The sequence below is a fragment of the Minwuia sp. genome (assembly GCF_048007105.1).
Taxonomy (GTDB): domain Bacteria; phylum Pseudomonadota; class Alphaproteobacteria; order Minwuiales; family Minwuiaceae; genus Minwuia.
This window is the reverse complement of the sequence record NZ_CP180352.1, coordinates 216,140-242,717: the sequence shown is the minus strand read 5'-3', so window position 1 is coordinate 242,717 and position 26,578 is coordinate 216,140. Positions and strand designations below refer to the sequence as shown.

23 protein-coding genes, 1 tRNA gene and 3 pseudogenes are annotated in these 26,578 nt (G+C 67.1%); 14 read left to right on the top strand and 13 right to left on the bottom strand.

Features of this window, described 5'->3' with window-relative positions; genetic code table 11:
* Window positions 1–269: 269 nt before the first annotated feature.
* Window positions 270–813, bottom strand: a pseudogene (locus ACMVY4_RS01170) (amino acid synthesis family protein).
* A gap of 226 nt (window positions 814–1,039) precedes the next feature.
* On the opposite strand from ACMVY4_RS01170, the gene ACMVY4_RS01165 reads away from it, so the two are divergent.
* From ACMVY4_RS01165 to ACMVY4_RS01145, 5 genes are all read left to right on the top strand, one after another.
* Window positions 1,040–2,131, top strand: coding sequence for a hypothetical protein (locus ACMVY4_RS01165; protein WP_416898376.1), 1,092 nt, complete (start codon window positions 1,040–1,042; stop codon window positions 2,129–2,131).
* Window positions 2,132–2,160: 29 nt separating this feature from the next.
* On the top strand, window positions 2,161–3,441 hold the full coding sequence (locus ACMVY4_RS01160; protein ID WP_416898375.1) for an imelysin family protein: 1,281 nt from the start codon (window positions 2,161–2,163) through the stop codon (window positions 3,439–3,441).
* Window positions 3,442–3,627: 186 nt separating this feature from the next.
* Complete coding sequence (locus tag ACMVY4_RS01155) at window positions 3,628–5,022, top strand: di-heme oxidoredictase family protein (RefSeq protein WP_416900386.1); 1,395 nt, start codon at window positions 3,628–3,630, stop codon at window positions 5,020–5,022.
* A complete protein-coding gene (locus ACMVY4_RS01150; protein ID WP_416898374.1) occupies window positions 5,022–6,089 on the top strand; it encodes an imelysin family protein in 1,068 nt (355 codons plus the stop codon). Before ACMVY4_RS01155 ends, ACMVY4_RS01150 begins: the two co-directional genes overlap by 1 nt.
* The gene (locus tag ACMVY4_RS01145; protein ID WP_416898373.1) at window positions 6,079–7,137 is read left to right on the top strand and encodes a DUF1513 domain-containing protein; all 1,059 of its coding nucleotides are present in this window, start codon (window positions 6,079–6,081) and stop codon (window positions 7,135–7,137) included. Before ACMVY4_RS01150 ends, ACMVY4_RS01145 begins: the two co-directional genes overlap by 11 nt.
* Before the next feature lie 12 nt (window positions 7,138–7,149).
* On the opposite strand, the gene ACMVY4_RS01140 is transcribed toward ACMVY4_RS01145, so the two are convergent.
* A tRNA-Arg gene (locus ACMVY4_RS01140) sits at window positions 7,150–7,226 on the bottom strand.
* Between the two features lie 109 nt (window positions 7,227–7,335).
* Between ACMVY4_RS01140 and ACMVY4_RS01135 the strand changes: the two genes are divergently transcribed.
* From ACMVY4_RS01135 to ACMVY4_RS01120, 4 genes are all read left to right on the top strand, one after another.
* Window positions 7,336–8,133, top strand: coding sequence for a phytanoyl-CoA dioxygenase family protein (locus ACMVY4_RS01135; RefSeq protein WP_416898372.1), 798 nt, complete (start codon window positions 7,336–7,338; stop codon window positions 8,131–8,133).
* A complete protein-coding gene (locus tag ACMVY4_RS01130; RefSeq protein ID WP_416898371.1) occupies window positions 8,130–9,134 on the top strand; it encodes an amidase family protein in 1,005 nt (334 codons plus the stop codon). Before ACMVY4_RS01135 ends, ACMVY4_RS01130 begins: the two co-directional genes overlap by 4 nt.
* A complete protein-coding gene (locus ACMVY4_RS01125; protein ID WP_416898370.1) occupies window positions 9,041–9,280 on the top strand; it encodes an amidase family protein in 240 nt (79 codons plus the stop codon). Before ACMVY4_RS01130 ends, ACMVY4_RS01125 begins: the two co-directional genes overlap by 94 nt.
* Window positions 9,281–9,528: 248 nt before the next feature.
* Complete coding sequence (locus ACMVY4_RS01120; protein ID WP_416898369.1) at window positions 9,529–11,520, top strand: methyl-accepting chemotaxis protein; 1,992 nt, start codon at window positions 9,529–9,531, stop codon at window positions 11,518–11,520.
* 83 nt (window positions 11,521–11,603) lie between these two features.
* Here ACMVY4_RS01120 and ACMVY4_RS01115 read toward each other — a convergent pair whose 3' ends face one another.
* From ACMVY4_RS01115 to ACMVY4_RS01070, 10 genes and pseudogenes are all read right to left on the bottom strand, one after another.
* Window positions 11,604–12,530, bottom strand: coding sequence for a dihydropteroate synthase (locus ACMVY4_RS01115; RefSeq protein ID WP_416898368.1), 927 nt, complete (start codon window positions 12,528–12,530; stop codon window positions 11,604–11,606).
* A gap of 9 nt (window positions 12,531–12,539) precedes the next feature.
* Window positions 12,540–13,451 (bottom strand): methylenetetrahydrofolate reductase, encoded by a 912-nt coding sequence (locus ACMVY4_RS01110; protein ID WP_416898367.1) that lies wholly within the window; start codon window positions 13,449–13,451, stop codon window positions 12,540–12,542.
* Window positions 13,444–13,746, bottom strand: coding sequence for a virulence factor (locus tag ACMVY4_RS01105; protein WP_416898366.1), 303 nt, complete (start codon window positions 13,744–13,746; stop codon window positions 13,444–13,446). Before ACMVY4_RS01105 ends, ACMVY4_RS01110 begins: the two co-directional genes overlap by 8 nt.
* 195 nt (window positions 13,747–13,941) lie before the next feature.
* The gene (locus ACMVY4_RS01100; protein ID WP_416898365.1) at window positions 13,942–14,616 is read right to left on the bottom strand and encodes a M48 family metallopeptidase; all 675 of its coding nucleotides are present in this window, start codon (window positions 14,614–14,616) and stop codon (window positions 13,942–13,944) included.
* Between the two features lie 19 nt (window positions 14,617–14,635).
* The gene (locus tag ACMVY4_RS01095) at window positions 14,636–17,389 is read right to left on the bottom strand and encodes a [protein-PII] uridylyltransferase (protein WP_416898364.1); all 2,754 of its coding nucleotides are present in this window, start codon (window positions 17,387–17,389) and stop codon (window positions 14,636–14,638) included.
* A gap of 54 nt (window positions 17,390–17,443) precedes the next feature.
* Window positions 17,444–17,989 (bottom strand): response regulator, encoded by a 546-nt coding sequence (locus ACMVY4_RS01090; RefSeq protein ID WP_416898363.1) that lies wholly within the window; start codon window positions 17,987–17,989, stop codon window positions 17,444–17,446.
* Window positions 17,986–18,684, bottom strand: coding sequence for a response regulator (locus ACMVY4_RS01085; protein ID WP_416898362.1), 699 nt, complete (start codon window positions 18,682–18,684; stop codon window positions 17,986–17,988). The genes ACMVY4_RS01090 and ACMVY4_RS01085 overlap by 4 nt, the downstream gene beginning before the upstream one ends.
* Before the next feature lie 26 nt (window positions 18,685–18,710).
* A complete protein-coding gene (locus tag ACMVY4_RS01080; protein ID WP_416898361.1) occupies window positions 18,711–19,682 on the bottom strand; it encodes a 3-hydroxybutyryl-CoA dehydrogenase in 972 nt (323 codons plus the stop codon).
* Window positions 19,679–20,757, bottom strand: a pseudogene (locus ACMVY4_RS01075) (NAD/NADP octopine/nopaline dehydrogenase family protein). The gene ACMVY4_RS01080 and the pseudogene ACMVY4_RS01075 overlap by 4 nt, the downstream one beginning before the upstream one ends.
* On the bottom strand, window positions 20,754–22,208 hold the full coding sequence (locus ACMVY4_RS01070) for an amidase (protein ID WP_416898360.1): 1,455 nt from the start codon (window positions 22,206–22,208) through the stop codon (window positions 20,754–20,756). The pseudogene ACMVY4_RS01075 and the gene ACMVY4_RS01070 overlap by 4 nt, the downstream one beginning before the upstream one ends.
* 87 nt (window positions 22,209–22,295) lie before the next feature.
* Between ACMVY4_RS01070 and ACMVY4_RS01065 the strand changes: the two genes are divergently transcribed.
* On the top strand, window positions 22,296–22,646 hold the full coding sequence (locus ACMVY4_RS01065; protein WP_416898359.1) for a DUF1491 family protein: 351 nt from the start codon (window positions 22,296–22,298) through the stop codon (window positions 22,644–22,646).
* Entirely contained in the window at window positions 22,643–23,293 is a 651-nt protein-coding gene (locus ACMVY4_RS01060) for an HAD-IA family hydrolase (protein WP_416898358.1), read from the top strand. Before ACMVY4_RS01065 ends, ACMVY4_RS01060 begins: the two co-directional genes overlap by 4 nt.
* A 123-nt stretch (window positions 23,294–23,416) precedes the next feature.
* Here the strand turns inward: ACMVY4_RS01060 and ACMVY4_RS01055 are convergent, their stop codons facing one another.
* Window positions 23,417–24,034, bottom strand: a complete 618-nt coding sequence (locus tag ACMVY4_RS01055; RefSeq protein WP_416898357.1) for a pyridoxamine 5'-phosphate oxidase family protein — start codon at window positions 24,032–24,034, stop codon at window positions 23,417–23,419.
* 68 nt (window positions 24,035–24,102) lie between these two features.
* Between ACMVY4_RS01055 and ACMVY4_RS01050 the strand changes: the two genes are divergently transcribed.
* From ACMVY4_RS01050 to ACMVY4_RS01040, 3 genes and pseudogenes are all read left to right on the top strand, one after another.
* Window positions 24,103–24,711, top strand: coding sequence for a 2-hydroxychromene-2-carboxylate isomerase (locus tag ACMVY4_RS01050; RefSeq protein WP_416900385.1), 609 nt, complete (start codon window positions 24,103–24,105; stop codon window positions 24,709–24,711).
* Between the two features lie 63 nt (window positions 24,712–24,774).
* Window positions 24,775–25,263, top strand: a complete 489-nt coding sequence (locus ACMVY4_RS01045) for a hypothetical protein (protein WP_416898356.1) — start codon at window positions 24,775–24,777, stop codon at window positions 25,261–25,263.
* A 106-nt stretch (window positions 25,264–25,369) separates the two neighbouring features.
* Window positions 25,370–26,576 (top strand): annotated as a pseudogene (locus ACMVY4_RS01040) (acetyl-CoA acetyltransferase).
* The last annotated feature ends 2 nt before the right edge of the window (window positions 26,577–26,578 follow it).

Sequence of the window (26,578 nt, the reverse complement as noted above, 5' to 3'; positions counted from 1 at the left end):
TGTCGGCATTGCGGGTGGTGATCACGGTCTCGAAGCCCTCGGCGGCGAATTTCTGCGCGATGGCGCCGCCGACGCCGTAGCGGATGCCCTCCGGCACATCGGCGTCGTCCACCTCGCCGCCGTGAATCAGCTTCGTCATGTGCCCGTCGGAGCGCCATTTGGTCGTGGCGCCGACGATCACGGCAATCGGTCTGTCGGTCATGGTGCGGTCCTCCCCTGCCGGAGTTTGCGAGCGGAGGGCCGCTCTTGCCAAGGGGCGTGGGATACGGTCAGTCCGTGATCGGCCCCTTGCCGACGCGGGGATTGATCCGGCCGCCATCGGCCAGGCCGATGATCAGGACCAGCTCGTCGGGCAGCGGCGCATCGGGCACGATGATGGTCATCGTGTCGAAATGGTCGAAGGACCAGGCCTCATCCTTGTGGCCGAGCGGCAGATCGAGCGCGGTCCCCGGCGCGGCCAGCTTGACGTTCGAGGGGATCAGCGCCGCGCCCCCGCCCAGCGCCGCGCGCATCGGCTTGCCCAGTTTCGGGTGCACCAGCGCGCCGCCGTGCTCCATCTCGCCTGCCGTGCCGACCAGCGCGCCCTTGCCGTAGCTGACGGCGCCGGTCCAGCATCGCAACCAGATCGGTCATCAACCGTTCTCCCAGCGTCCCGCCGATATCGAACAGATCCGACAGATCCTCGACGAAGCGGCCGGCATGCGGGTTTTTCAGAACCGCCGCCCCGGCGACCCGCGTGACCGGGGCGCAAGGCTGGCCGAAATTGTCCGCTGTGACGATGTCGCGGATGAAGACGGTCCTTCGAAGCTGCATCGTTCGTTCCCCGCTCACGGTTCCCTGTCGCGGCGCGCCGCCGGCCGATCCCAACCTATCACAGACCGGCAGAACTGGGCGTCGGACAAGGCCCGCAGGTTCTGGCGTGGCAAAATTCGCATGGTGTTGCGGTGCATGCCCCCATCCCGAAAGGTGCTATTGCAATTCACTCGCATTCTCCGTAACGAGTGCGAGTGATTTTCAGTATCAGACAAGGTGACAAGACATGATCAAGGCGCGAGGGGGCATCACGGCGCTGGGTGCGGCAGCGTTGTTGGCAGCGGGCGGCAACGCGGTTTCGGCGGAAGAATCCTGGCCGAAGTTCTCCGGCGAGATCGGCATCGAGCTCCAGAACGACTTCACGTTCGACTCCGACGATCCGGCAGCCGAGCAGAACGAACTGGGGACGTCGACCGGTGTGGACCTGTATCTGCATTTCTCCGAGAATTTCTACATCAATGCCGGGCTGCTGCTGGAAGCCGTGCGCGATCCGGGACCGCAGGAAGATCGCGTCTTCCAGGACCACGGCCTGTTCGTCGAGGTTCTGACGATCAACTGGGAGAACGACACCTTCGGCGTCTATGCCGGCAAGTTCGGCCCCAACTTCTCCCTCGGCTATGACGCCGCGGCGGGCCTCTACGGCACCGACATTCTGGGCGACGATGTCGAACTGGCCGAGTTCCTGGGCGCCGGCGGTGCGATCAATCTGGGCGACAGCGCCTTCGGTTCCACCGTGCTGTCGGCGAGCGTCTTCACCGCAGACACGACCATTCTCAGCGAGAGCTTCATCACCAACCGCGGCCGGACCCGGCAGGCGGCGGGCGAGCCCGGCAACACGGAATCGCCGGAATCCTTCGCGATCGCGCTGGACGGTGAGGCCGTGCCGGGCGTCGAGGGCTTCCGCTACCACGTGGCCTACGCGCATCTCGGCGCCGACGCCGCACCGAACGAGCACCGCATCGCCGTCGCCGGCGAGTGGTCCTTCGAAGTGCAGGAAGGCGTGACGTTGACCCCACTGGCCGAGTATGTCCGCTTCGAGAATGCGGGCGGTAACGGCAACGAGAGCCGCAACTACTTCACCGCCTCGCTGGGCCTCAGCCTGCAGGAGAAGTGGTTCGCCGCTCTCGCCTACACCGGAAAGGACGTCACCGTCTCCGGTGGCGGCAATGGCGATACCTACGACGATCAGGTCAGCCTCTCGGTCGGCTACGCCTTCGACAACGGCCTCGGCCTGGATGTCGGCTACAAGCACAACCGCTCCGGCGGCATCGGCACCAGCACGGTCGGCGCATTGCTGACCTACGGCTTCGAATTCTGATCCCAACGCAGAAGCAGAAGGGAAACACCATGAAACATCTACGCCTGAAGGGCCTGCTCGCCGCTGCCGGCATGGCGGTGCTCGCAGCGCCCGTGCAGTCGCAGGACGTCACGCCGGGCGCGGTGCTGACGACCTACGCCGATATTGCCCACGCCACCTATTCGGACTCGCTGGCGACGGCGCGGACGCTGTCGATGGCCGTTGACCGGCTGGTTTCGCAGCCCTCCGAAGGATCGCTGCGGGCGGCCCGTGCCGCCTGGCTCTCTGCCCGCGCGCCCTATCAGCAGACCGAGGCTTACCGTTTCGGCAACCCGATCGTCGACGACTGGGAGGGCAAGGTGAACGCGTGGCCGCTCGATGAGGGGCTGATCGACTATGTCGATGCGGCCTACGGCACCGAGAACGATCAGAACCCGTTCTACGCCGTCAACGTCATCGCCAACCCGTCGCTCACCGCCGGCGGCAAGACCATCGAAGCAACGAAGATCGATGCGGCGCTGATCCGCAGCCTGCACGAGATCGACGAGGTCGAGGCCAATGTCGCGACCGGCTATCACGCCATCGAGTTCCTGCTCTGGGGGCAGGATCTGAACGGCACGCAGCCGGGCGCCGGCAACCGGCCCTGGACCGATTACGCGAAGGGCGAGGCCTGCACGGGCGGCAAGTGCGCCCGCCGCGGGGCCTATCTGAAGGCGGCCACGGCTCTGCTGGTCTCTGATCTGGAAGAGATGGCGGCGAACTGGGCCGAAGGCGGTGCCGCCCGCGCGGCCCTGGCTGCAAATGGCGAGATGGCCGGGCTGGGCATGATCCTGACCGGGCTGGGCAGCCTGTCCTATGGCGAGCTGGCGGGCGAGCGGATGAAGCTCGGTCTGATGCTGCACGACCCGGAGGAAGAGCATGACTGCTTCTCCGACAACACCCACAACTCCCACTACTACGACGCGGTTGGCATCATGAATGTCTTCGAGGGCCGGTATGTCCGCATCGACGGGACTGTCATGAAGGGCGCGTCGATCGAAGCTCTGGCTGCTGCCAAGGACGCTGCCCTCGCGAAGGAAGCGCGGGCCGATATCCAGGCGACGGTCGCCGCCATGGCGAAGATCAAGCAGGCCGCCGACCGTCGCCGCATGTCCTACGACCAGATGATCGCCGAGGGCAACGAGCGCGGCAACAAGCTGGTGCAGGACGCCATCGACGGGCTGGTGAAGCAGACCCGCTCGATCGAACGCCTGGTCGCGGCGCTCGGCCTCGACAGGATCGAGTTCGAGGGTTCCGACAGTCTCGACAATCCCACCGCCGTGTTCCAGTAGTGCGCGGCGGCCCGGCCGCTCTGGCCGGCAACGGCAATCCGGCGGGCCGGCCTCTCCGAAGTGGAAGGGCCGGCTCAGCCTGTTTTTGCAGGAACGGAATGAAGGCAGCGGCAGCGATATTTCTGGGCGTCCTGATGCTCGCGGGCGCGGCGGCCTGCCGAAACCGCCGCCGAGCGCCGGGCCCGCATTCTGGCCCCGGCGACGGCGTTCGATACGGTCGAGAGGTGGGAGGACCTGCCAGGTGGCAGCGCCACCAACAGGACCCGCCTGGACGGGGAAGCCTTCTCGCAACCGAGCGGAAGCCTGTCCTTCACGAAGCGCGCGGACTTCTTTGTCGGCAACGGCATCTTCAAACGGCTCTGGGTCAGCTCTCCGAGCTCGACACGGTCCGCCGACGGGCTGGGGCCGGTCTACAACGCCCGCGCCTGCCAGCGCTGTCACCTGAAGGACGGCCGCGGGCACCCGCCGGCGGGTCCCGACGACGGCGCGGTTTCCGTCCTGGTAAAGCTCTCGGTGCCCCCGCAGACGGACGCCCAGCGCCATTATCTGGCCGAAGGGCGCATCGGTTTCGTACCCGAACCGATCTATGGCGAGCAGCTTCAGGACATTGGCGTGCCGGGCGTGCCGCCAGAAGGCCGGATCGTGATCGACTGGCGGGAAGAGACCGTTGCGCTCTCCGGCGGCGAGAGCGCCAGCCTCCGGCGGCCGGTTCTGCAGATCGCCGATCCCGGCTACGGCGCAATGCATCCGGAGACCATGACCAGCATCCGTGTCGCCCCGCCGATGATCGGGCTTGGTCTGCTGGAGGCCATCGCCGAAGCTGACATTCTGGCCGCCGCCGATCCCGACGACAGGGATGGCGACGGCATCTCCGGCCGCCCGCAGCGGGCCTGGAGCGAGGCCGGGCAGAAGGTCATGCTGGGCCGCTTCGGCTGGAAGGCGGGCAAGCCGACCATCGACGATCAGTCCTCCGGCGCCATGGCCGGAGACATCGGCGTCTCCAACCCGCTGATGCCGGCGGCCTGGGGCGACTGCACCGAGAACCAGCCGGTCTGTCGCAATGCGCCCCATGGCGCCGATAGCGCGGCTGGCGAACACGAGGCTCCGGGCGAACTGATGGATCTGGTGTTCTTCTACAGCCGTCATCTGGCGGTGCCGGCCCGGCGCGATGCGGGCGACCCCGAGGTGCTGATGGGCAAGCGGGTGTTCTACGGGATCGGCTGCATCGCCTGTCATACGCCGAAGCACGCCACCCGCCGCGACTGGCCGGACGAGTCGCTCGCCGGGCAGCTGATCTGGCCCTACACCGACCTGCTGCTGCACGACATGGGCGAGGGTCTTGCCGATGGCCGGCCGGACGGTGTGGCGGACGGGCGGGAGTGGCGGACGCCACCGCTCTGGGGCATCGGCCTGACGGAGACCGTCAATGGCCATACGCAGTTCCTGCATGACGGCCGCGCGCGCAGTCTGCTGGAGGCCGTGCTCTGGCATGGCGGCGAGGCCGGGGCGGCGCGTCAGGCGGTGATCGACATGCCGCCGGCCGAGCGGGCGGCGCTGATCCGTTTCCTGGAGTCGCTCTGATGCGCTGGCTGATACTGCTCGCCGGCCTCGTGTCCTGGCCTGCCATGGCGCAGGACTTCGGCGCGGCCGTGCTGAAGACCATCGATGAAGCCGTGCTGCCCGCCTATGAACGCCTGGCCGGAAGCGCCGACAGGCAGGCGGCGGCCGTGGAAGGTCTCTGCGCCGAGCCGGACGCCGCGGCGCTGGATGAAGCGCGTGCCGGCTTCGCCCCGCTTGTCGCCGCATATGGCGGGATCGAGTTCGTTCGCTTCGGCCCCGCGCGCGACGAGTTCCGCCACAGCCGGCTCTACTACTGGCCCGACCGGCGCGGCCGTGGCCTGCAGCAGGTGCAGGCGCTGCTGACCGGGGCGGATCCATCGGCGCTGGCTGCCGGCGCGCTGGCGCAGAAGAGCGTCGCGCTGCAGGGGCTCGGCGCGCTGGAGTTCGCGCTGTTCGGAACCGACGCCGATGCGGACCTGATACAGCCGGACAGCTACCGCTGCCGCTACGCCGCGGCTGTCGCCCGCAACATGGCTGCTGTGGCCCGCGAGATCCGGGAAGGCTGGCAAGGGGACGGCGGATTCCGGCAGGTGATGGCCGCACCCGGTCCGGGGAATCCGAGATTCCGCAGCCCCGCCGAAACCGCCCAGACGCTGATCGACGCAGCCCGCGAACAGATCGGGTTCGTTCGCGACCACAAGCTGGCCGCCGTCATCGGCGGCGCACCGGACGAGGCCCGGCCCCGGCTGGCGCCGCTCTGGCGGTCGGGCGCGACCCTCGACCTCGTCGAGGCCAACATCCGTTCCGTCATCGCCCTGTTTGCCGAAAGCCGGCTGGACCGGCTGGTGCTGGCCGCCGACCCCTTGCTGCTGGAGGAACTGCAGCGGGAACTGCAGAACGCGCTCGACGCGGTCCGCGAGGCGAAGGCTTTGCGGAACGCCGGCGGTGATGTCTTCGCCGGGGACGAGGGGCACGGTCTGCTGCTCTATGCGACGGCGCCGCTGGGGGGCGTGGCCAGCATCCTCGGCGAGCGTCTGCCGCAGGCGCTCGGACTGGTCAGCGGGTTCAATGCGCTCGATGGCGATTGACCGCCGGAACCTGCTGAAAGGCATGGCAGCGGCCACATTGCTGCTGCCGCACGGGGCGCAGGGCAGACCGTCCGGCGCGCGCTTCATCGCTTCCCGCCGGACGCCCGGAGGCGATCTCGCCACGGTCTTCGGCGCCGACGGCTCGATCCTCGCCAGCCACCGCCTGCCGGACCGGGGGCATGGCGCCGCCGTGTCGGAGGACGGACGGGCCGTGATCTTCGCGCGGCGGCCCGGCCGTTTCGCCCTCGTGCTGTCGATGGAAACCGGCCGTGAGCTGGCCCGCATCGAGGCGCCGGCGGACCGTCACTTCTACGGGCACGGCTTCTTCTCCGCCGACGGCGGCCGGCTCTACGCCACCGAGAACGATTTCGGGAACGCCCGGGGCGTGCTCGGCGTCTACGATGCATCGGCGGGGCATGCGCGCATCGGCGAACTCGACACTTACGGGACCGGTCCGCATCAGGTGCTGCCGATGCATGGCGGCCGTCACGCCGTGGTGGCCAATGGCGGCATCGAGACCCATCCGGACTGGCCCCGGCGCAAGCTGAACCTGCCCGCGATGCGCCCCTCGCTGGCGCTGATCGATCTGAAGACGGGCGCGCTCGCCGACAGCGCTGAACTCGGACCCCGGCTGCACGCGCTTTCGATCCGCCACATTGCGCTGGCCGGCGGCGAGGTCTGGTTCGGCTGTCAGGACGAGGCGCCCGGTCCGGATCCGCGCCCGCTGGTCGGCGTGTACCGCCCCGGCGCCGGCGCGGAACTGATCGAGACCTCCGCCGATCCGGCCTTCCGCGCCTATATCGGCTCGGTCGCCGCCAGCCATGACGGCCGCCGTATTGCCACCACCTCACCGCGTGGGGGCGTCGCCACTGTCTGGTCCGCAGAAACGCGCCGGCCGCTCGAGACATGGCGCATCCCGGATGTCTGCGGCGTGGCGGCCTGCGGCACGGGCTTCGTCTTCACCGACGGCCTCGGCCGCATCTGGCGCGGGGGCCGTGTCACGGCTGAACACGCCGCCGCCTGGGACAATCATATCGCCGGGTTGTGACCGACCGGAATTTGGCGCGCCCTGCAGGACTCGAACCTGCGACCCCAAGCTTAGAAGGCTCGTGCTCTATCCAGCTGAGCTAAGGGCGCGTGGGCCGGGACTATAGCCAAACCGCCCCGGAATCGCAGGGTCCAATTTGCGCGGGGCGCGGTGGTGCTATAGTGACGGCGCGCGGCAACGCCCGGAGGAGACGCCACCATGAAACTGTCCGACGAACAGCTGCAGCAGTTCGACGAGCTCGGCTACGTCATGCTGCCCGACATCTTCAGCCTCGACGAGATGGCCGTCGTCAATGGCGACCTGCCGCGGATCTACGACATGCAGCGCGACGAGGTCTGGCGGGAGAGTTCGGGTGCGGTGCGCACGGCCTTCGCCGCCCATACCTATTCCGAACCCTTCGACCTGATCGGCCGTCACCCGCGCCTGGTCGAGCCGGTGCAGCAACTGCTCGGCGGCAAGGTCTACATCCACCAGTACAAGATCAACGCCAAGGCCGCCTTCGACGGGGATGTCTGGCAGTGGCACCAGGACTTCGGCACCTGGCACCGCGACGACGGCATGCCCGAGCCGCGGGCCATGAACATCGCGCTGTTTCTGGACGACGTGACCGAGTTCAACGGCCCGCTCTGGATCATTCCGGGCAGCCACAAGGAAGGCGTGCTGGAGGCCGGCCACGATCTGAAGACCACCTCCTATCCGCTCTGGACGCTCGACAACGGCAAGATCGCCGAGCTGGCCAACGAGCACGGCATCTTCTCGGCCAAGGGCCGGGCCGGATCGGTGCTGATGTTCCATTCCAACATCGTCCACGCCAGCAGCCCGAATATCGGCCCCTGGGGCCGGACCATCGTCTATCTGAGCCTCTGCCACGTCGACAATCACATCACTCGCCACAAGCGCGCCGAATGGATCGCGCACCGCGACTTCACGCCGATCGACATCGCCAATGACGACTGCCTGAAGGAACTGGCCCGGAAGGCCGTGGCGGCGGAGTGAGCGGCGGGATCGACGGCTTCATCGAGCGGCTGGCGCGGCCCGCGACCGGCAGGGGGCTGCTGGACGGGCTGAGCTTCGGGCTGAAGGACCTCTATGACGTCGCTGGCCGGGTAGCAGGCTGCGGCAATCCCGACTGGCTGCGCACCCACGAGGCGGCGGCGGACGACTGCCCGGTGCTGGCGAAGCTGCTGGGCGCGGGCGCGGCGCTGGCCGGGATGACCCATACCGACGAACTGGCCTACAGCCTGAACGGCGAGAACCATCACTACGGCACGCCGGTCAACCCGGCGGCGCCCGACCGCATTCCGGGCGGATCGTCGTCGGGCTCCGCCAGCGTGACCGCGGCCGGCGCGGTGGATTTCGCCATCGGCTCCGACACCGGCGGATCGGTCCGCGTACCGGCCGCCTATTGCGGGCTCGCCGGCATCCGCACCAGTCATGGCGCGGTATCGCTGGCGGGCTGCATGCCGCTGGCGCCGAGCTACGACACCTGCGGGTGGTTCGCGCGCGAACCGGCAATGCTGGCCCGTGTCGGCGACGTGCTGCTGCCGCCGGGCGATGTCGCCACCACGCCGCGCTGGCTGATCGACCCGGCGCTGTTCGATCTCTGCGATCCGGAGTCCCGGACTGTGCTGGAAACCGCGATCAGCGGCGCCGGCCTCGTGCCGTCGCCCGTGGATATCGGCTTCGAGCCGGAAGCCTGGAAGGAGGCGTTCCGCATCCTGCAGGCCGCGGAGATCCGGGATGTGCACGGGGACTGGGTAAAGGAGGCCCGTCCCGCCTTCGGACCGGGGGTGAAGGACCGCTTCGAGATGGCGGCGGAATCGGCGAGGACGAGGTCGCCGCGATGCGGCCGGTCCGCGACCGGGTGCGGCAGATCATGTCCGGATTGCTGGGGTCGGACGGCGTGCTGCTGCTGCCGACCGCGCCGGGTCCGGCGCCGATCAGGGACTGGGACCCGAAGCTGCTGGACGACTTCCGCTACCGCATCATTGCGTTGACCTGCATCGCCGGTCATGCCGGCCTGCCGCAGGTGACGGTACCTGCGGGCCTCTCCGGCGGTGCGCCCGTCGGGCTGTCGCTGATGGGACCGCATGGCAGCGACCGCTGGCTGCTGCGGCTCGTGGAGACGATGCGGCTGTACTGAGTTACCGCCCGGACGGCCGCAACCGGGCCTTGTGCCGGTTGTCCATTTCGAACCTGAAACATGTATTTTCTTGGCCGCCGCTCTCGAACAGGCGGGTTTCGGTGAAGTCTTCAGTCAACTGCAATCCAGACGCAGGTCGCCGGGCACTGGAGACTTGGCAGGGGAGGATCTGCATTAACTGTTGCGTAATCGGATGGGGGTACTTGATCAGTCATTGAATGACCGCTCTCCCGAGGATCCAAAAAGAAATGCTCTCCAACTTCAAGGTCGGCACCCGCATGTACGGGGGCTTCGCCGCCATTCTCGTTCCCATGGCCCTGCTGGCCGCCTTCGTCATGTACACGATGAGCTCGACCAGCGATGACGTCGTCGAGTATCGCGCCACCGCGGTCAACACCAACCAGATCGGACGCATCCAGGCCAATGTCCTGATGACGCGTCTCGGGATGAAGGATTTCCTGAAGACCGGTTCGGAAGAGAGCGTGGGGCTTGTGCGTGAACGTCTTGCCGCGTCACTCGCCCTGTTCGACGAGGCAACGGCGACCGTCAGCAATGACGAGGAAGCCGCGGCGCTGGCCGGGATGCGGGCCAAGATGACCGAATACGGCACGACCTTCGACCAGATTGTCGTGATGCAGGGACAGCGCAATGAGGTCGTCGGCGGACTCGACACGCTGGGTCCGGAGCTGGCGATCGTGTCGCAGGCACTGCTCGAGGAGATGGCCCAGGCGGGCAATCTCGAAGGCACGAAGACCGCGGCCAGGATCCTCGAGGACGTGGAGATGATGCGTCTCTATGCGAGCAAGTATCTGCTGAACAACGAAGACGCCGCGATGCAAGAGGCGCAGCAGTTCAAGGCGCGGACCATCGAGGAGATCGAGACCCTGGAGGTCATCGCGGTCTCCGGCCAGTTCGCCACTCTCAAGGAAGGCGTGAACCGCTACGGTGAAGGCATGGACAAGGTCCGGGAAATCATCACCGCGCGGAACGGCTTGGTCACCGGCACGCTGGACCGCATCGGTCCCGAGGTCGCCGCCTCGGTCGAGGAGTTGAAGCTGGCCTACAAGGCGACCCAGGATCGTCTGGGTCCGGCCATGCAGGCCCGCAGCGAGAATGCGATCCTGGTGACCGAAGCGGTCGCTCTGGCGGCTCTGGTTCTCGGCATCGCCGTCGCATGGCTGATCTCGCGCTCCATCGTCCGGCCCGTCACCCGCCTGACCGGCGTCATGGGCGAGGTCTCCGACGGCAAGCTTGAAACCGAGATCCCGTCGGTCGATGCCGGCGACGAGATCGGCGACATGGCCCGCGCCGTCGAGGTCTTCCGCGACAACATGGTCAAGGCGCGCGACCTGGAGGCCCAGGAAAGGGCCGCCATGGCCGAGCGCGAGCGCCGCGCGAAGAAGATGGAAGAGACCGTGAACCGGTTCCGTCTGGCCATCGCCGACCGGATCCGGGCCATGAAGGGTGTCTCCGGCGAGCTCGACGAGGCGGCGGTGCAGCTGGCCGGCGTCGCGCAGCAGACCAAGTCGCAGAGCACGGACGCTGCCGGCATCTCCATGCAGACTGCGTCCAACGTCCAGAGCATCTCGGCCGCGATCGAGGAGATGAACGCCTCCTTCACCGAAATCGCCGAGCAGGTCCTGAAGGCCTCGCAGTCGGTCCAGGTGACCTCCGGCCAGGCGAAGTCGGCTCAGGCCGCCATGGCGGACCTGCAGGAGCAGTCGAATTCCATCGCGGAAGTCGTCTCGCTGATCAGCGACATCTCCGAGCAGACCAACCTGCTGGCTCTGAACGCCACCATCGAGGCGGCCCGCGCCGGCGATGCCGGCAAGGGCTTCGCGGTTGTGGCGTCCGAGGTGAAGAACCTGGCCAACAGCACCAACAAGGCGACCGAGGAGATCTCGAAGAAGATCCTTCAGGTGCAGCAGAACTGCGCCGAATCGGTGCAGGCGGTGCAGTCCATCGTCGAAAGCATCAGCTCGGTCGACGACATCTCGACCATGATCTCGGCTGCGGTCGAGGAGCAGAAGTCGGTGGCCGCGGAAATCGCCCGCAACATGTCCGAAGCGGCCGAGGGCACCGACAGGCTGTCGGGCAACATCGCCCAGGTCGACGAGGCCAGCGACCGCACGGTCACCACCGTCGAGCGGATGACGCAGGTCGCGAAGGCCGCCAATGACGAGACCGGCGGCATCAGCACCGAAATCGATACTTTCATCCGGGACGTCGAAGCCGCCTGACGGCTTCGCTCACCGGAAACCGGACGGGGACGGCGGTCCGGCGAAAGCCGGGCCGCCGTTTTTCTTTGGGGCTCGTGTTGTTGTCAGGCGGCGGTGGCACGGCGGCGGCGGCGCTCGCCGCGGCCACGGCGCCCTTCGCCACCCTCAGCCGCAGCGCCTTCCGGCGCCGGCTCGCGGTTGGTCTTCAGCCAGGTCCGGCAGTCCGGATCGTGGCCCAGCAGCACGTTGGCGGCGCGGACGGCGTTCATGTCCTCGTCGTGCAGCGGGTTCATGATCGCCGAGGTCATGCCTGCGGCGGCGGCCATGGACAGGAAGTGGCCGTTCATCACCCGCCGGCTCGGCAGGCCGAAGCTGATGTTGGACGCGCCGCAGGTGGTGTTGACCTTCAGCTCCTCGCGCAGGCGGCGGAGCAGCGAGAACACCTGGCGGCCGGCGTCGTTCATTGCGCCCACCGGCATCACCAGCGGATCGACGACAACGTCGGCGGCCGGGATGCCGTGGTCCTGCGCGCGCTCGACGATCTTCTTCGCCACCGCAAAACGCACGTCGGGATCGGTCGAGATACCGGTCTCGTCGTTCGATATCGCGACCACGGCGGCGCCGTGCTTCTTCACCAGCGGCAGCACGCGCTCCAGGCTCTCGTCCTCGCCGGTGACCGAATTGACCAGCGCCTTGCCCTGATAGACCGACAGGCCGGATTCCAGCGCCTCGATGATCGAGCTGTCGATGGAGAGCGGCAGATCGGTCAGCGACTGCACCAGCTGGATCGCCTCGGCCAGGATGCGCGGCTCGTCGGCCAGCGGAATGCCGGCATTGACGTCCAGCATCGTCGCGCCCGCCGCAGCCTGCGCCAGGGCGTCTTTCTCGACGCGGCTGTAGTCGCCGACCTTCATCTCGGCGGCCAGCAGCTTGCGCCCGGTCGGATTGATGCGCTCGCCGATGACGCAGAACGGCTGGTCGAAACCGATGACGATCTCGCGGCTGGCGGAGGAGAGAACGGTGCGGGTCATGGCGGTGCCTCAGTAGCGGGCGGTGACGCGGATCGGCTGGGTGTCGGCGGTCGCCTCGACGCCGCTGACCCAGCTGCCCCGCTGATGGAGCCATTCGGAGGTCTTCTTCAGACCGCCGAAGGGGAAGACATGCATCTGGCGGATGGCGCCGCCGGGATTGAGCGCCCAGTAGGCCTCCAGCGGCCCCACGATCGCTTCCGGTGAATGCCCGGTGGCCAGCGCGGTAACCGCCGAGGCGCGCTTCTTCAGGAAGTTCAGCGACTCGCCGACGCCGCAAGCTGCGGCATACTTCAGCAACGTCATGATCTTGGCGGGACCCGAGACGCCGATATGGATCGGCAGTTCGTTGCCCGCCTGCGTGATGCGCTCGGCCCAGGCGATGAAGCTGTCGGCATCGAAACCGAACTGGGTGACCAGATAGAGCTCCGCGTCGGTCTGCTTCGCGAAGGCGTTTTTCTCGCGGATGGCGAGATCCAGCGCTGCGGTCGGAATGTCGGGGCTGCCCTCGGGATGACCCGCGACGCCGATGCGGCTGAAGCCCAGCCGGTCGAACCAGCCGCTCTGCAGCAACTCGATGGAGGAGCCGATCGGCCCCATCTGACGATCCGGGCTGCCGGCGATGACCAGCGCCTCGTTGACGCCGGCTTCCTCGGCCAGCGCGCGGATGCGGTTCTCGAAGGCGTCGCGGCTCGGGAACCGCCGCGCGGCCAGATGCGGCACCGCGACATAGCCATGGTCCCAGAGCTTGCGGGCCGACGCGACCATGCGGGCGTTGTCGTCGCTGCCGAGATCGGTGATGTAGACGCGGGTGTTGACCGGGAACAGGCCGGTCAGGTCGACCTTGTCCAGGATCTGGGTCGGCGTCGCTTCGATCGAAGCACCGATACGCGGGCTGCCGCCCAGCCGGAAGACGTTATCCATCTGCCCTGCCTCCGTTCGCCACCAGCGCACTGACCCGCTCGGGGGGATACGCCGCTTCCAGTTCGGCTGCGAAAATCGCGGCCAGCTCTTCAAGATTGCCGTCGACGGATTCGGGTTCGCCCTGCCGCCATTCGGCCAGATAGGCGTCGCTGTCCTTCGCCCCCAGCTTCATGGCCGTGCGGTCGATCGCCTTGATGAAACGTTCCGGCAGTTCGATCGAAGCGCGCTTGCGGCCCGCCTTCACGATCACCTGCGCCGGGATATCCCGCCAGTAAACGACGATCTTCTGCGCCATCACCTGTCCTCTGCCTTGCTCCCTATATGAAGATTCGCAGGGCCGGCGGATGCCTTGGGGACGACGCAGCGAAGTCGCTTCCGCGACAAAGCGACATCAAGTGATGGCGGCTAAGTTACTGATTTAAAATGTATTGTCTGGAAGCGACGCAAATCTGTTCCGACAACGACGCGCATTTGCGGCGTTTACGCGACATCAACCCCAGGCGCGCAGGTCCGGTCCGTTGTCGCGCAGCCAGACCTCGGCCTGCCGCACCTGCGGGTGCAGACGGGCGACCAGACGGTGGAAGGCGGGGCCGTGATTCATCTCCCGCATGTGCGCGACTTCGTGGGCGGCGACGAAATCCAGCACGAAGGCGGGGGCCAGGATCAGGCGCCAGTTGAAGGACAGCGCGCCGCTGGAGGAGCAACTGCCCCAGCGGCTTTTCTGGTCGGCGATCCGGATGCGCGCGATCTTCACGCCGACATCGGCGGCGTGGCCGCGGGCGCAGTGGCCCAGTTCCCGGCGGGCCTCCGCCTTCAGCCAGTCGGTGACGCGGCGGTTGATGTGCGCCGCTTCCCCGGAGACCAGCAGCAGGGCGCCGTCGCGGCGTACGCCCGACCGCTCGCCGGGCCGGTGCGCGACGGTCAGCGTGTCGTCCAGAACGGGCAGGCTGACGCCGTCGCCGAAGGGCCGGCGCTTCGGCCGCGCGTCGCGGCGCTCCGCGATCCAGTCGAGATGATCGAGGACGAAGGCCTCGCCCGCCGCCAGCGAGGCACGGGGCGGCAGGACAAGCACCGGCGCGCCGTCGGCACGGTCGAGGCGCAGCTTCATCCGCCGCGCCCTGGGATGACGCAGGACGCGCAGGTCCGGCGGCAGGCTCTCGCTCACGCGGTCCGCGCGTGGGCCTTCACGCAACCTTTTCCTTCTTCTTCTTCGACGGCCGGATCGCCTCGATCAGCCGGTCGCGGATGCGCTGCTGCTTGTTCTTGTCCTCGATCTTCAGGCCGAACATGTCGCGGACATAGAAGACGTCGACCGCGCGCTCGCCATAGGTCGCGATCCGCGCCCGACCGACATTCAGCGACAGGTCGTAGAGCGCCCAGGCCACGTCGTGGACGAAGCCCAGCCGGTCGCGGCCGTTCACCTCGATCACCGTCCAGGTGTTGGACGCCGTGTTGTCGATGAACACCGCGGGCTCGACGGTGAAGACCTCGGTCCGCTGGGCGTAGTTCGGCTTCTTCTCGGCAAAGACGCGGCGCGGACGCATCTCGCCGGCGAGCGTTTTCAGGATGGCCTGCTTCATCCGCTCCAGCCGGCGCGGTTCGTCCAGCGCGCTGTCGCTGGTGTCCTGGACGATGAAGCTGTCGATGGCCATACCGTCATGGGTGGTGAAGATGCGGGCGTCGACGATACTGACATTGGCCACTGCCATGGCGCCGGCGATGCGCGCGAACAGACCCGGATGGTCCTGGGCGTAAATCGCGATCTCGGTCATGGCCTTGAAGGCGTCGGAGCGGGCCTCGATGCGGATTTCGGCTGGCGACTTGTCGGCCGCACGCATGATCTCGGCGTGCCAGACCTGGGTATCGACATCCAGGCCCAGCCAGTAGCCGTCGTAGAACCGCTGCAGATGGGCCTCGACGTCGGCCTTGGGCCAGCCCTTCAGTCGGGCAGCGAGTTCCTCGCGCGCATTCGCGACGCGCTGGCGGGAGGCCTTGCCGATCATGTCGCCGGACATGGCGTCCTCGGCGCGGTAGTAGAGGTCGCGCAGCAGCTGGCCCTTCCAGCCGTTCCAGACGCCGGGGCCGACCGCGCGGATGTCCGCCACGGTCAGGATCAGCAGCAGGCGGAGCCGTTCCGGGCTCTGCACCGCACCGACGAAGTCGGCGATGGTCTTCTGGTCGGCGAGGTCGCGCTTGAAGGCCGTCGCTGACATCAGCAGGTGCCACCGCACCAGCCAGGCGACGGTTTCGGTCTCGGCGCTCGACAGGCCCAGCCGGGGGCAGAGCTTCTTGGCCACGCGTTCGCCCAGCACCGAATGGTCGCCGCCGCGGCCCTTGGCGATGTCGTGCAGGAAGACGGAGACGTACAGCGCCTCCCGCGAGATCACCTTGTGGACGATGTCGTGGCTGAGCGGGTGATCCTCCTTCAGCCGTCCCTGCTCGATCTGCCACAGCAGGCCGACGGCGCGGATGGTGTGCTCGTCCACGGTGTAGTGGTGATACATGTCATGCTGGGTCTGGGCGACGACGCGGCCGAAATCGGTGATGAACTGACCCAGCACGCCGGCCTCGTTCATGCGGCGGAGATGGATCTCCGGCTCCTTGTCCGAAGTCAGGATCTCCATGAAGGCCTTGTTGGCGTCCGGGTCCTTGCGGACGTCGGCCTTGATCTTCTTCTTGTGGCGGCGGATCAGTCGCAGGGCGTTGGGATGGATATCCAGATCTTCCCGCTGGGCGACGCGGAAGATCCGGATCATGTCGATCGGCGTCTTCTCGAAATGCGCCTCGTCCGCGACCGACAGCCGGCCCGCTTCAGCCAGAAATCCCTCGACGTTGCGGGACCGCAGCCCGAAGCGCGGCAGCCGGATCAGCGGCTGTTTCTGGTTCTCCGTCTCGATGGCGGTGCAGATGATCCGGGTCAGGTCGCCGACGTCGCGCGCCACCAGGTAGTAGTGCTTCATGAAGCGCTCGATGGCCTGTGCGCCGGCATGGTCGGTATAGCCGAGCCGCTTCGCCAGTTGCGGCTGGAGATCGAAGGTCAGGCGCTCCTCTGGCCGTCCGGTCATCAGATGCAGGTGGAAGCGCACCGTCCACAGGAACCGCTCGGCCTTCACGAACTTCCTGAGCTCGCCGGCGCTCAGCACGCCGCGTTCCACGAGATCCGCGATGTTTTCCACCTGATAGACGAACTTGGCGATCCAGAAGAGCGTGTGCAGGTCGCGCATCCCGCCTTTGCCCTCTTTCAGGTTGGGCTCGTTGACATAGCGGGAATCGCCGTAGCGCTGGTGCCGTTCGTCGCGTTCGGCCAGCTTCTGGCGGACATAGTCCTCGCCGTTGCCCTGCACGACATCCTTCTGGTAGCGGCGCTTGAGTTCGACGAACAGCGCCTGGTCGCCGAAGATGTAGCGGCTCTCCAGCAGGGCGGTGCGGATTGTCGTGTCCTGCTTCGCCATCCGGACGCAGTCGTCGACCGTGCGGCTGGAATGCCCGACCTTCAGCTTCAGGTCCCAGAGCATGTAGAGCATGTACTCGATCACGCTCTCCGACCACGCGGTCTGCTTGTAGGGCATCAGGAACAGCAGATCGACGTCGGAGAAGGGCGCCATCTGCCCGCGGCCATAGCCGCCCACCGCGATCAGCGACAGTTGCTCGCTGTCGGTGGGGTTGGCTGTCGCGAAGACATCGCGGACGGCGTGCTCGTAGAGCAGGACGATGATCTGGTCGACGAGGTAGCACATGGAACGGGCGGCCTTGTCGCCGGGATCGTTCTCCAGGAAGCGGTGCTCGACGATCTGACGGCCATGCTCCATCGCGCTGCGAAGGATATCGAAGACGCCGGCTCTCAGGTCGTCGCCGGTCTTGTCCTCCGCCAGCTTGCGGATGGCCGCGCCGAGGCTGCGGCGGTCGATGATTTCACGTCGGTTGGTGATCTGCTCCATCGGCAGAACCTAGCAGATCGCGGCAATTTCCGCAGGGGGCAAATGCCCCGGGCTTCAGTCGACCATCGCGAGGCCTTCGTCCCGGCTGTCCGCGTTTGCGGCCGGGTCGGAGGCGCGGCGGCGCGGGCAGTCGGCGGGCGGATTCTTGCGCCTGCGCCGGTCGGGACCGAAATAGTCGCCCGATTTCACATAGGGCCGCGCACTGGAGATCATGTTCGCCAGGCGCCCCGCCACCATCTCGACAGATACCGGTTTGGCGATGAACTCGTTCACCCCGGCATCCCTTGCGCCGGTGACCACATGCGGCTCGGCATAGCCGGTGACCATCAGGATCGGCAGGTAGGGATTGGGCGAGTCCTCCGAGGTCCGGATCATCTTGGCGACGCTGACACCGTCCATGCCTTCCATGCGGTGATCCAGCGTGATGAAGTCAGGGCTTTCGTCCCGGATCAGGAGCATGGCCTCGCGGCCGCTGCCGGCCTGCAGGATGCGGTCGGCGCCGAGGCTCCGCAGTATCCGCAGCATCAGGTTCCGCATGGCGGCGTTGTCGTCGACGATCAGGGCGCAAAGACCGTGAAGGTTGAAAACGTCTTCTCTCATACCGCCTGCTCCAGTTCTGGCGGATTGTCGTTCTCATCCCGCTGGCCGTCCGCGTCGGGCGAGGCAGGCGGGAAGGACTCGGCCTCTTCGCGGTCCCCGATCCGGCGGCGTTCGCCGGTGTCGAAGCGCAGGTTCGCCATCAGGTCGATGCCGATGCCGCCGCCGGGGACGATGCCGCCGCTGTCGCGGCGGTCCGGCCCGAAATAGTTCTCGAGCCGGACGAAATTCTTCGGGTGCAGGATCACCTCGGCGATCCTGTTCAGCACGATGCGCGCGGATACCGGCTTGACGATGATGTCGTTCACGCCGGCATTGGTCGCGTTGACGATGGTGCGCTTGTCCGCGTAGCCGGTGATCATCAGGATCGGCACGAACGGGTTCGGGCTGTCGTCGCTGGTCCGCACCAGCTTGGTGAACTCCGTTCCTGTAATCGGCGCCATTTGATGATCGATCAGCACGATGTCGAAACGCGATCCCTTGAGTTGCTGGAAGGCCGAGGCGCCGTCCTCGGCCGCCGCCACGTCACGCACGCCGATCGAGCGCAGGATCTGCATCAGCAGCGCCCGCATGTGCCGATTGTCGTCGACGACCAGGATCTTCAGCACGCTCAGATCGACATACTTCAACGTGACGTTCCTCGGCGTCGACAATCGGAGGACGCCGTCCAGACGCCCGTGCGGAGACGCCAGTTTCACCCGGATTTGGTTCAGAAACCGTAAACTCAGGCCTTCGGGGGCGCGATCAGACCCCTGTGCCGGAGCAGACCGTGGAAGGCCTCCAGCCGCTCGCGCCGGTAGGCGCCGACGTCCCGGTTCCGGAAGTCGTAGAATCCCTCGCCCGCATCCATGCCGATCCGGCCTTCGGCCATCATCCGGTCGACGATCTCCGGCGCCCTGAAGCGGTCCTCGCCCGTGGCGCCGGCCATGTAGCGGCTGGCGTGATAGAGAATGTCGCCGCCGCCCCAGTCGATGAACTCGAGAAGCCCCAGAACGGCGAAGCGGACGCCGAAACCGGTACGGATGGCCCGGTCGATGTCCTCGGCCGAGGCGACGCCCTCCTCGACCATCCGGGCGGCCTCGTTCATGGCCAGCGCCTGTATCCGGGGGACGATGAAGCCGGGCGACGGGGCGCAGCGCACCGGTTGCTTGCCCATCTCCTCGAGCCAGCCCATCACCGTCGCCGTCACGGCCTCGTCGGTGCCGTCATGCGGGCTGACCTCGACGAGCGGGATCAGATAGGCCGGATTGAGCCAGTGGGCGTTCAGAAAGCGCTCCGGCCGGCGGACATGGCCGGCCAGTTCGCTCGACAGCATGGTCGATGTGGTGGAGGCGACGATCGCATCGGGCGCGGCCCGGGCGATCTCGGCCAGTGCATCCGCCTTGGCTCCGGCGGTCTCGGGCGCGCCTTCCATGACAAGATCGGCCACGGCGAGCGGTTCAGCCATTCCGCTTCTGGCGCAGGTCCGAATACGGCCGGCCATGGCTTCCAGCAGAGCTGCGTCATGGCCGCCCAGTTCCAGCATCAGCGACAGCGTCTCCCGGACCGACGTTGCCGCATCGCCCAGCAGCGCCTCCGCTTCTGCGGCCGGACGGTCCTTTCCGTCGATCAGAGTGACCTGCCAGCCCGCCCAGGCGAAGACGTGCGCCAGCCCGCGGCCCATGCGGCCGGCCCCGTAGAGCGCGACGCGGTTCACGCCCGGCCTTCCTGCATCAGACGGCGGATCTCGGCGACGCTCAGGCCCGAAAGCCCGAGGCTCTCGAAGGTCCGGCCGGTCGCATACAGGTCCTCGCCAAGGATCGCGCCGGCGATGGACAGCAGCCCGACGGCGACCGGCGTGGCAACGCCGGCGGCGCGGCCGAGACGATCAGGCTGAGACCGATCTGCACATCCTCGCGCATGTAGCGGTGACGGTGCAGGTCCAGCCGCTCCCGCCACTTGTTGCTGACCACCAGCCGGTCATGGGCGGCCTGACCGTACATCCATTCCTCACGCTCGGGATCGTAGTGATCGGTCAGCGGGAAATGCGGCGCGCCGTATCCGAAGGCCTCGCGCACGGCGATGCGTTCGGCGTCCAGCGCGTCGGTAACGGACCGGATGGCCGGCTGGGTGCCCTCGTTGTGGATGTCCCAGTGGTCGAAATGCTGGATCGGCCCCGCATTCATCAGGATCAGCGGTGGATGGATGATCGGTCCCGCATTCATCAGAGCGCCGTCCAACCCGTCGGTCAGCCGCTCTATGGCCGGATAGGCGGCCTCGAAGATCCCGAAGCCGTCATTGGCCCGGTCATAGGGGTAGACCCCGGTCGGCAGTCGGGTCGCCCGGGTGACGATGGCGACCTGCCGTTCGCCCTGCTTCCGGGTCAGATAGGGCAGGGTGCCGCTCTCCCCCAGCACCAGCGCGGCGCGGCAACCGCGGGACCTGACTGTCTCCGAGACCAGAAACGTCCCGAAACTGCCGGGCGGCAAGAGGATCGCCTGGCCGTCGGACAGGTGCGGCGCCATCGCGGCGGCGATGTCGGCCTGCGCCTGCGCCGGTCCCGGCATCAGGATCATCCCGGCGCCGGAAACCGCCTTACCGATTTCCGCGGTTGCGGCCACGGCCACGTCCCGTGTGCCCTCCGCGTCGGTCAGTTGGATCGAGCCGGCGTCGAGGACCGGCTTCAGCGCCGCGGCGTCGCGCCGCCACAGCACGGTCTCGTGGCCTTTCTCGGCCAGGTCCGCGGCGGCGGCGTAGGCGCCGTGCCCGCCGCCGAGGACGGCGATCCTCAACGGAACATGGGCGGCGGCGTGAAACCGCCCAGCAGCTGTTCCAGTTGCCTGGCGACGTGCAGCGCGGTCCGGTCCTCCAGGAAATTGGCGACGATCTGCATGCCGACCGGCAGGCCCTCGCTGGTCTGGCCGATGGGGATGACGGTCGCGGGCAGGTAGACGCCGCAGGTCATGCCGCACCAGATGATCATGTCGACATAGTCGCGCGTCTTGCCGTTGATCTCGACGGTGCGGCCCTGGAAGTCCCGGGACTGATCGTGCGGGATCGCGGCGCGGGGCATGACCGGGCAGAGCAGCACGTCCCAGTCGCCGAAGAACTGCCGCCAGGCCTCGCGAAGCTGTGCCCGCTTCTCGTTCCAGACCTGCCAGCCGGCATGGTCGATCACCGCGCCGCGGGAGAAGATCGCGTGATGGCTCCTGTCGTCCTCGGCAGGCGGCGCCTTCCGCAGCCGTTCGCGCAATCCTTCAGGCAGGCCGCCGCCGAGTTCTGCGGCCAGCAGCATGTAGTAGATCTCGTGGCTTTCGGTCATGTCGATGACCGGCCTTGCGGTGTCGCTCACCCGTGCGCCCTGTTCGGCCAGCCGCTGTCCCGCTGCGGTGATCAGATCGGCGATCTCGGTGTCGGTCTCGCAGGCGGGATCATCTGCCCAGACCGCGACGCGGTAGTCCTTCAGCGCCTCGTGGCGGGGGCCGGCCAGATCCAGCCGCCAGCCGGGGCCGTCGAATTCGTCCGGGCCTGCCATCACGTCCAGCGCCAGTTCCAGATCGGCGACCGTGCGCGCCAGCGGCCCGGCGACGCCGATATCCGCGCCGGTCAGATGGCCGGGCGGTCCGGGAATGTGGCCCCGGATCGGCACGATGCCGAAGCTCGGCTTGTGACCCGCGACGCCGCAGAAATGGGCCGGGTTGCGGATCGAGCCGCCGATGTCGGAACCGAGCTCCAGCGCACTGAAGCCGCTCGCCACGGCCGCCGCCGATCCGCCCGACGATCCGCCAGGCGCACGGGATGTGTCCCAGGGGTTGTTGGTCGTGCCGAAGACGTCGTTGTAGGTCTGCAGGTCGCCGGCCCAGATCGGCGTGTTGGTCTTTCCGTAGACGATGGCGCCGGCCTCGATCAGCCGCTCGACGGACGTGGCGTGCCGGTTCGGCCGGTGCTCGGCCAGTTCCGGTGCGCCGGCAGTGCAGGCCATGCCGACCACTTCGAACGTGTCCTTCACCGTCATCGGCAGGCCGTGCAGCGGGCCCCAGCTCTCGCCGCGCGCCGCCGCCTCGTCGGCCGCCCTCGCCCTCGCCCGTGCCGCGTCTGCGTCCAGCGCAACGACGGCATTGATGGCGCCGTTGTGGGCCTCGATCCGCTCCAGGCAGGTGTCGAGCACCGCTTCGGAACTGGTCTTGCCGCTGGCGATCTCCGATACGAGATCGACCGCGCTCTTCCACGCTGTATCGGCCATGCTTTCCTCCCCCGCAGGACACGGTTAAACCCTTGTGTCCGCCAAGCATGACGCCCGTCCGCCGCCCTGTCCATGCGAGGGAGAAGCATGACGCACCGACTGAAAGCCGAGATCTGGGTCTCCGCCTACATGAGGACGGTCAGGCTGCAGGGCGGTTTCGCCTATCTGGCCCGGCGCGGGTCGGAAGAGGCCGGCAGCGTGCTGCTGAAGGTCGAGCGGCCGGGCCGGATGACGATGGTTCTGTCGCCCGGCTACGGCATGGACGGCGAGCGGATGTGGATGCGCGCGACCGGCCCGGAGCCGGTATCGGAGACGGCGGCGGATGACTATATTCGCCGCCGCGTGTCGACCGACCCGGATCTCTGGGTGGTCGAGGTGGAGGATCAGCAGGGCCGGCATTTTCTCGCCGAGCCCGTCGAAGGGGAGAGCGAGAATTGAGCGTCAAGGCCGTGATCTGGGACTTCGGGGGCGTGTTCACGACCAGCCCCTTCGACCGCTTCACCGAGTTCGAGGCGTCGCGGGGCCTGCCGAAGGACTTCATCCGCGGCATCAACGCCACCAACCCGGACACCAACGCCTGGGCGCGTTTCGAGCGTTCCGAGATTTCCATCGACGAGTTCGACGGGGCCTTCGCCGCCGAGTCCTCAGCCAAGGGGCATGAGGTCCGCGGCAAGGACATCGTCGCGCTGCTGGGCGGTACCGTACGGCCCGAGATGGTGGAAGCGCTGGACCGGATACTCGCCGCCGGATTCCGCTGCGCCGTTATCACCAACAATGTCCGTGCGGGCCATGGCCCCGGCATCTCCGCCGACAGCAAGACCGCGGACGAGGTCGCGAAGGTGATGGCGCGGATGGAACTGGTGGTCGAAAGCTCGAAGCTGAAGCTGCGCAAGCCGGATCCGAAGATCTACCAGCATGCCTGCGACGAACTCGGCATCGCGCCGTCGGATGCGGTCTATCTCGACGATCTCGGCATCAACCTGAAGCCGGCGAAAGCGCTCGGCATGCAGACCATCAAGGTCGTGTCCGCCGATCAGGCGCTCACCGATCTGGAGAAGATCCTGGGTCTGCAACTGAGGGGGTAGCTTGAGGGTTCACTCCTGCGTCATGCCGGCTCCCGAGCCGGCATCCGGTCAAAAAAAGGCCTGGCGGCGAAGCCGCTCCGGACCCCGGCTCAAGGCCGGGGTGACGTGGTTGGCTGACGTCGATCAGTAAATCGTCTTCGCCATGTGGTCCGGATAGTTCCGGTCGTACTCGGCGCCGTCGAACGGCGCGGACTTGATCAGCGCCTGCAGCATCTGCCCCGCCGTCGGCACCTCGTCGCGCGGCACCCGGCTGGCCGGGTCCCAGAGCTTCGAACGCGCCAGCGCCTTCTGGCACTGGAAATAGACCGTCTCGACATGCAGCCGGACGACGCAGCGCGGCAGCTTGCCGTGGATCGCGTAGCGCTCCAGCAGTTCCGGGTCCACCACCAGATCGGCGGTGCCGTTGATCCGGAGCGTCTCGCCGATGCCGGGGATCATGAAGATCATCGAGGCGCGCGGGTCGCGGACAATGTTCCGCAGCGAATCCGCCCGGTTGTTGCCGCGCCGGTCCGGCAGGTGCAGCGTCTTCGGGTCGGCGATACGGACGAACTCGCCCGGCGGGTCGCCGCGCGGCGAGACGTCAACGCCCTCCGGCCCGACCGTCGCCAGCATGCAGAAGGGCGAGCGATCGATGAAGGCGGCGTATTCGGGGATCAGGTGATCGGCTTCCTTGGCCTTCGAGCGAAGCTCGATCTCGCCGTAGATCGCTTCCAGCTTGTCCATCGTGTCGATGAGTTGCATCGCCGCCTCCCGCGGTTGAAAGTGCCGGACAGCCGCGCAAGATCGGGCGGGGCCAGCAGGGGAGGCATATCATGGCGAAGGTCGAGTTTCACTTCGATTTCGGAAGTCCGAACGCCTATCTCAGCCACCGGGTGATCCCGGAGATCGAGAAGCGCACAGGTGCGGTCTTCGATTACGTTCCGGTTCTGCTGGGCGGTGTCTTCAAGCTGACCAACAACAAGTCGCCCATGGAGTGGAACAAGGGCGTCCTCAACAAGTCCGAATACGGCCAGATCGAGATGCGCCGCTTCATCGAGAAGCACCGCATCGTGGGCTTCCGCTGGAACGAGAATTTCCCCGTCAACACCGTGCTGATCATGCGCGGCGCGCTGGTCGCCGATCGCGCCGGCGTCATGGCCGGCTATGTCGAAGCCGTCTTCCGCGGCATGTGGGAGAAGTCCCTGAAGATGGACGACCCAGAGGTCGTCGCCGGCGAACTGAATGCGGCCGGCCTGGACGGCGAGGCCATCGTGCAGGGCGTCCAGGATCCGGCGATCAAGCAGAAGCTGATGGACAACACCCAGGCCTCGGTCGACCGCGGCAACTTCGGCAGCCCGACCTTTTTCGTCGGCGACGAGATGTTCTTCGGCAAGGACAAGCTGACCGATGTCGAAGAAGAGATCGTCAGGGCAGGCTAGTTGCCCGAGCCCCGGGGCATTACGCTGACGCGGAAGGCCGGAAATGGGGGGGCAGACCGGAAAATGGTTGCGATCAGGAAGATCCAGACGGATATCGTCGACAGGTTCGAACTGACGGAACTGAAGACTTTCCGGAATGCCGACGGTCTGATTTACGCCATCGTCGCTCACAACAAGCAGATGGGGTTGGTGTCGGACTCGTGGTTCGGCGCCTATGGCCCGATCGGGAACTTCAAGGCGGTACTCGAGACCATGGCTGCGGCCATCGAGCATGACGGCTACACGCTCTGGCTGGCCGATCTCCGCTATCTCTCGCAGAGCTTCTTCGAGGCCGAAGCCTATCTCACCGACGATGTGGTGCCCCGCATCCTGGCCGGGGGCCTGCAGCGCGAGGCGGTCGTCACCGCCGAACTGGACAGTCTTCCCGAGGGCTATGACGTGTTCGGGTCCGCGAACCAGGCCCTGCAACGTATTGCCGACGGACGTATCCGTGGGTTCACAGACATCGGGATTGCCCGTCGCTGGCTGCTGGCGGGCGAATTGCCGGGCTAACGGGGACGGTCCCGCGTGGCGGCATCTTCCGGAGAGGCCGCTTGATATGGTACACATGCGAACCAATTTTCGCATTCAGGTCCATCTGGCATCGGGGAGAGAGAACATGCCGACGGGTATCCGGGACAAGGTCGCCATTCTGGGCATGGGCTGTTCGAAGTTCGGCGAGCGCTGGGACTGCGACGCCGAGGATCTGATGATCGAGGCATATGAAGAGTGTCTCGCTGATGCGGGCATCGAGACCAACCAGATCGACGCCGCGTGGTTCTCCACCGCCATCGAGGAGATCCATGTCGGCAAGTCCGCGGTCCCGCTCGCGGTGGCGCTGCGACTGCCCTACATCCCGGTCACCCGCGTGGAGAACTACTGCGCCTCCGGCACCGAAGCCTTCCGCGGCGCGGTCTACGCCGTCGCCTCCGGCGCGGCCGACATCGCGCTGGCCGTCGGCGTCGAGAAGCTGAAGGACACCGGCTATGGCGGCCTGCCGCAGAACATGGCCGGCGCGGTCTCTGCGATGACCTGGGCCAACGCCTCGGCGCCGGGCTCCTTCGCGCAGCTCGCCACCGCCTACAAGAAGAAGCACGGCGTCTCCGACGACGATCTGAAGCGCGCCATGGCCCAGGTGTCGGTGAAGAGCCACGCCAACGGCGCCAAGAACCCGAAGGCCCACCTGCAGAAGGCCGTCGACACCGACACCGTTCTCAATGCCCCGATGATCGCCGAGCCGCTGGGCCTCTATGACTGCTGCGGCGTCTCGGACGGCTCCGCGGCCGCCATCGTCTGCACCACCGAGATCGCGAAGAAGCTCGGCCAGCAAGGACATGGTGACGGTGAAGGCGCTCCAGCTTGCGGTCTCGAACGGTCTGGAAGCTACCCACAACAGCTGGGATGGCAGCTACTTCATGACCACCCGCCACGCGGCGAAACGCGCCTACGAGGAAGCCGGCATCACCAACCCGCGCGAGCAGGTCTCGATGTTCGAATGCCATGACTGCTTCTCGATCACCGAGCTGGTGACGGCGGAAGACCTCTACATCTCGAAGGAAGGCGAAGCCTGGAAGGACTTCCTGGACGGCTTCTTCGATGCGGATGGCGGCGTGCCGGCGCAGATCGACGGCGGGCTGAAGTGCTTCGGCCACCCGATCGGCGCGTCAGGGCTCAGGATGCTCTACGAGATGTACAACCAGATGCTCGGCCGTGCCGGCGCCCGGCAGCTGGACAACCCCACCGTCGGCCTGACCCACAACCTGGGCGGCTTCCCGCACCAGAACGTGTCGTCCATCGCCATCGTCGGCCTGCACGGCGGGAAGTAGGA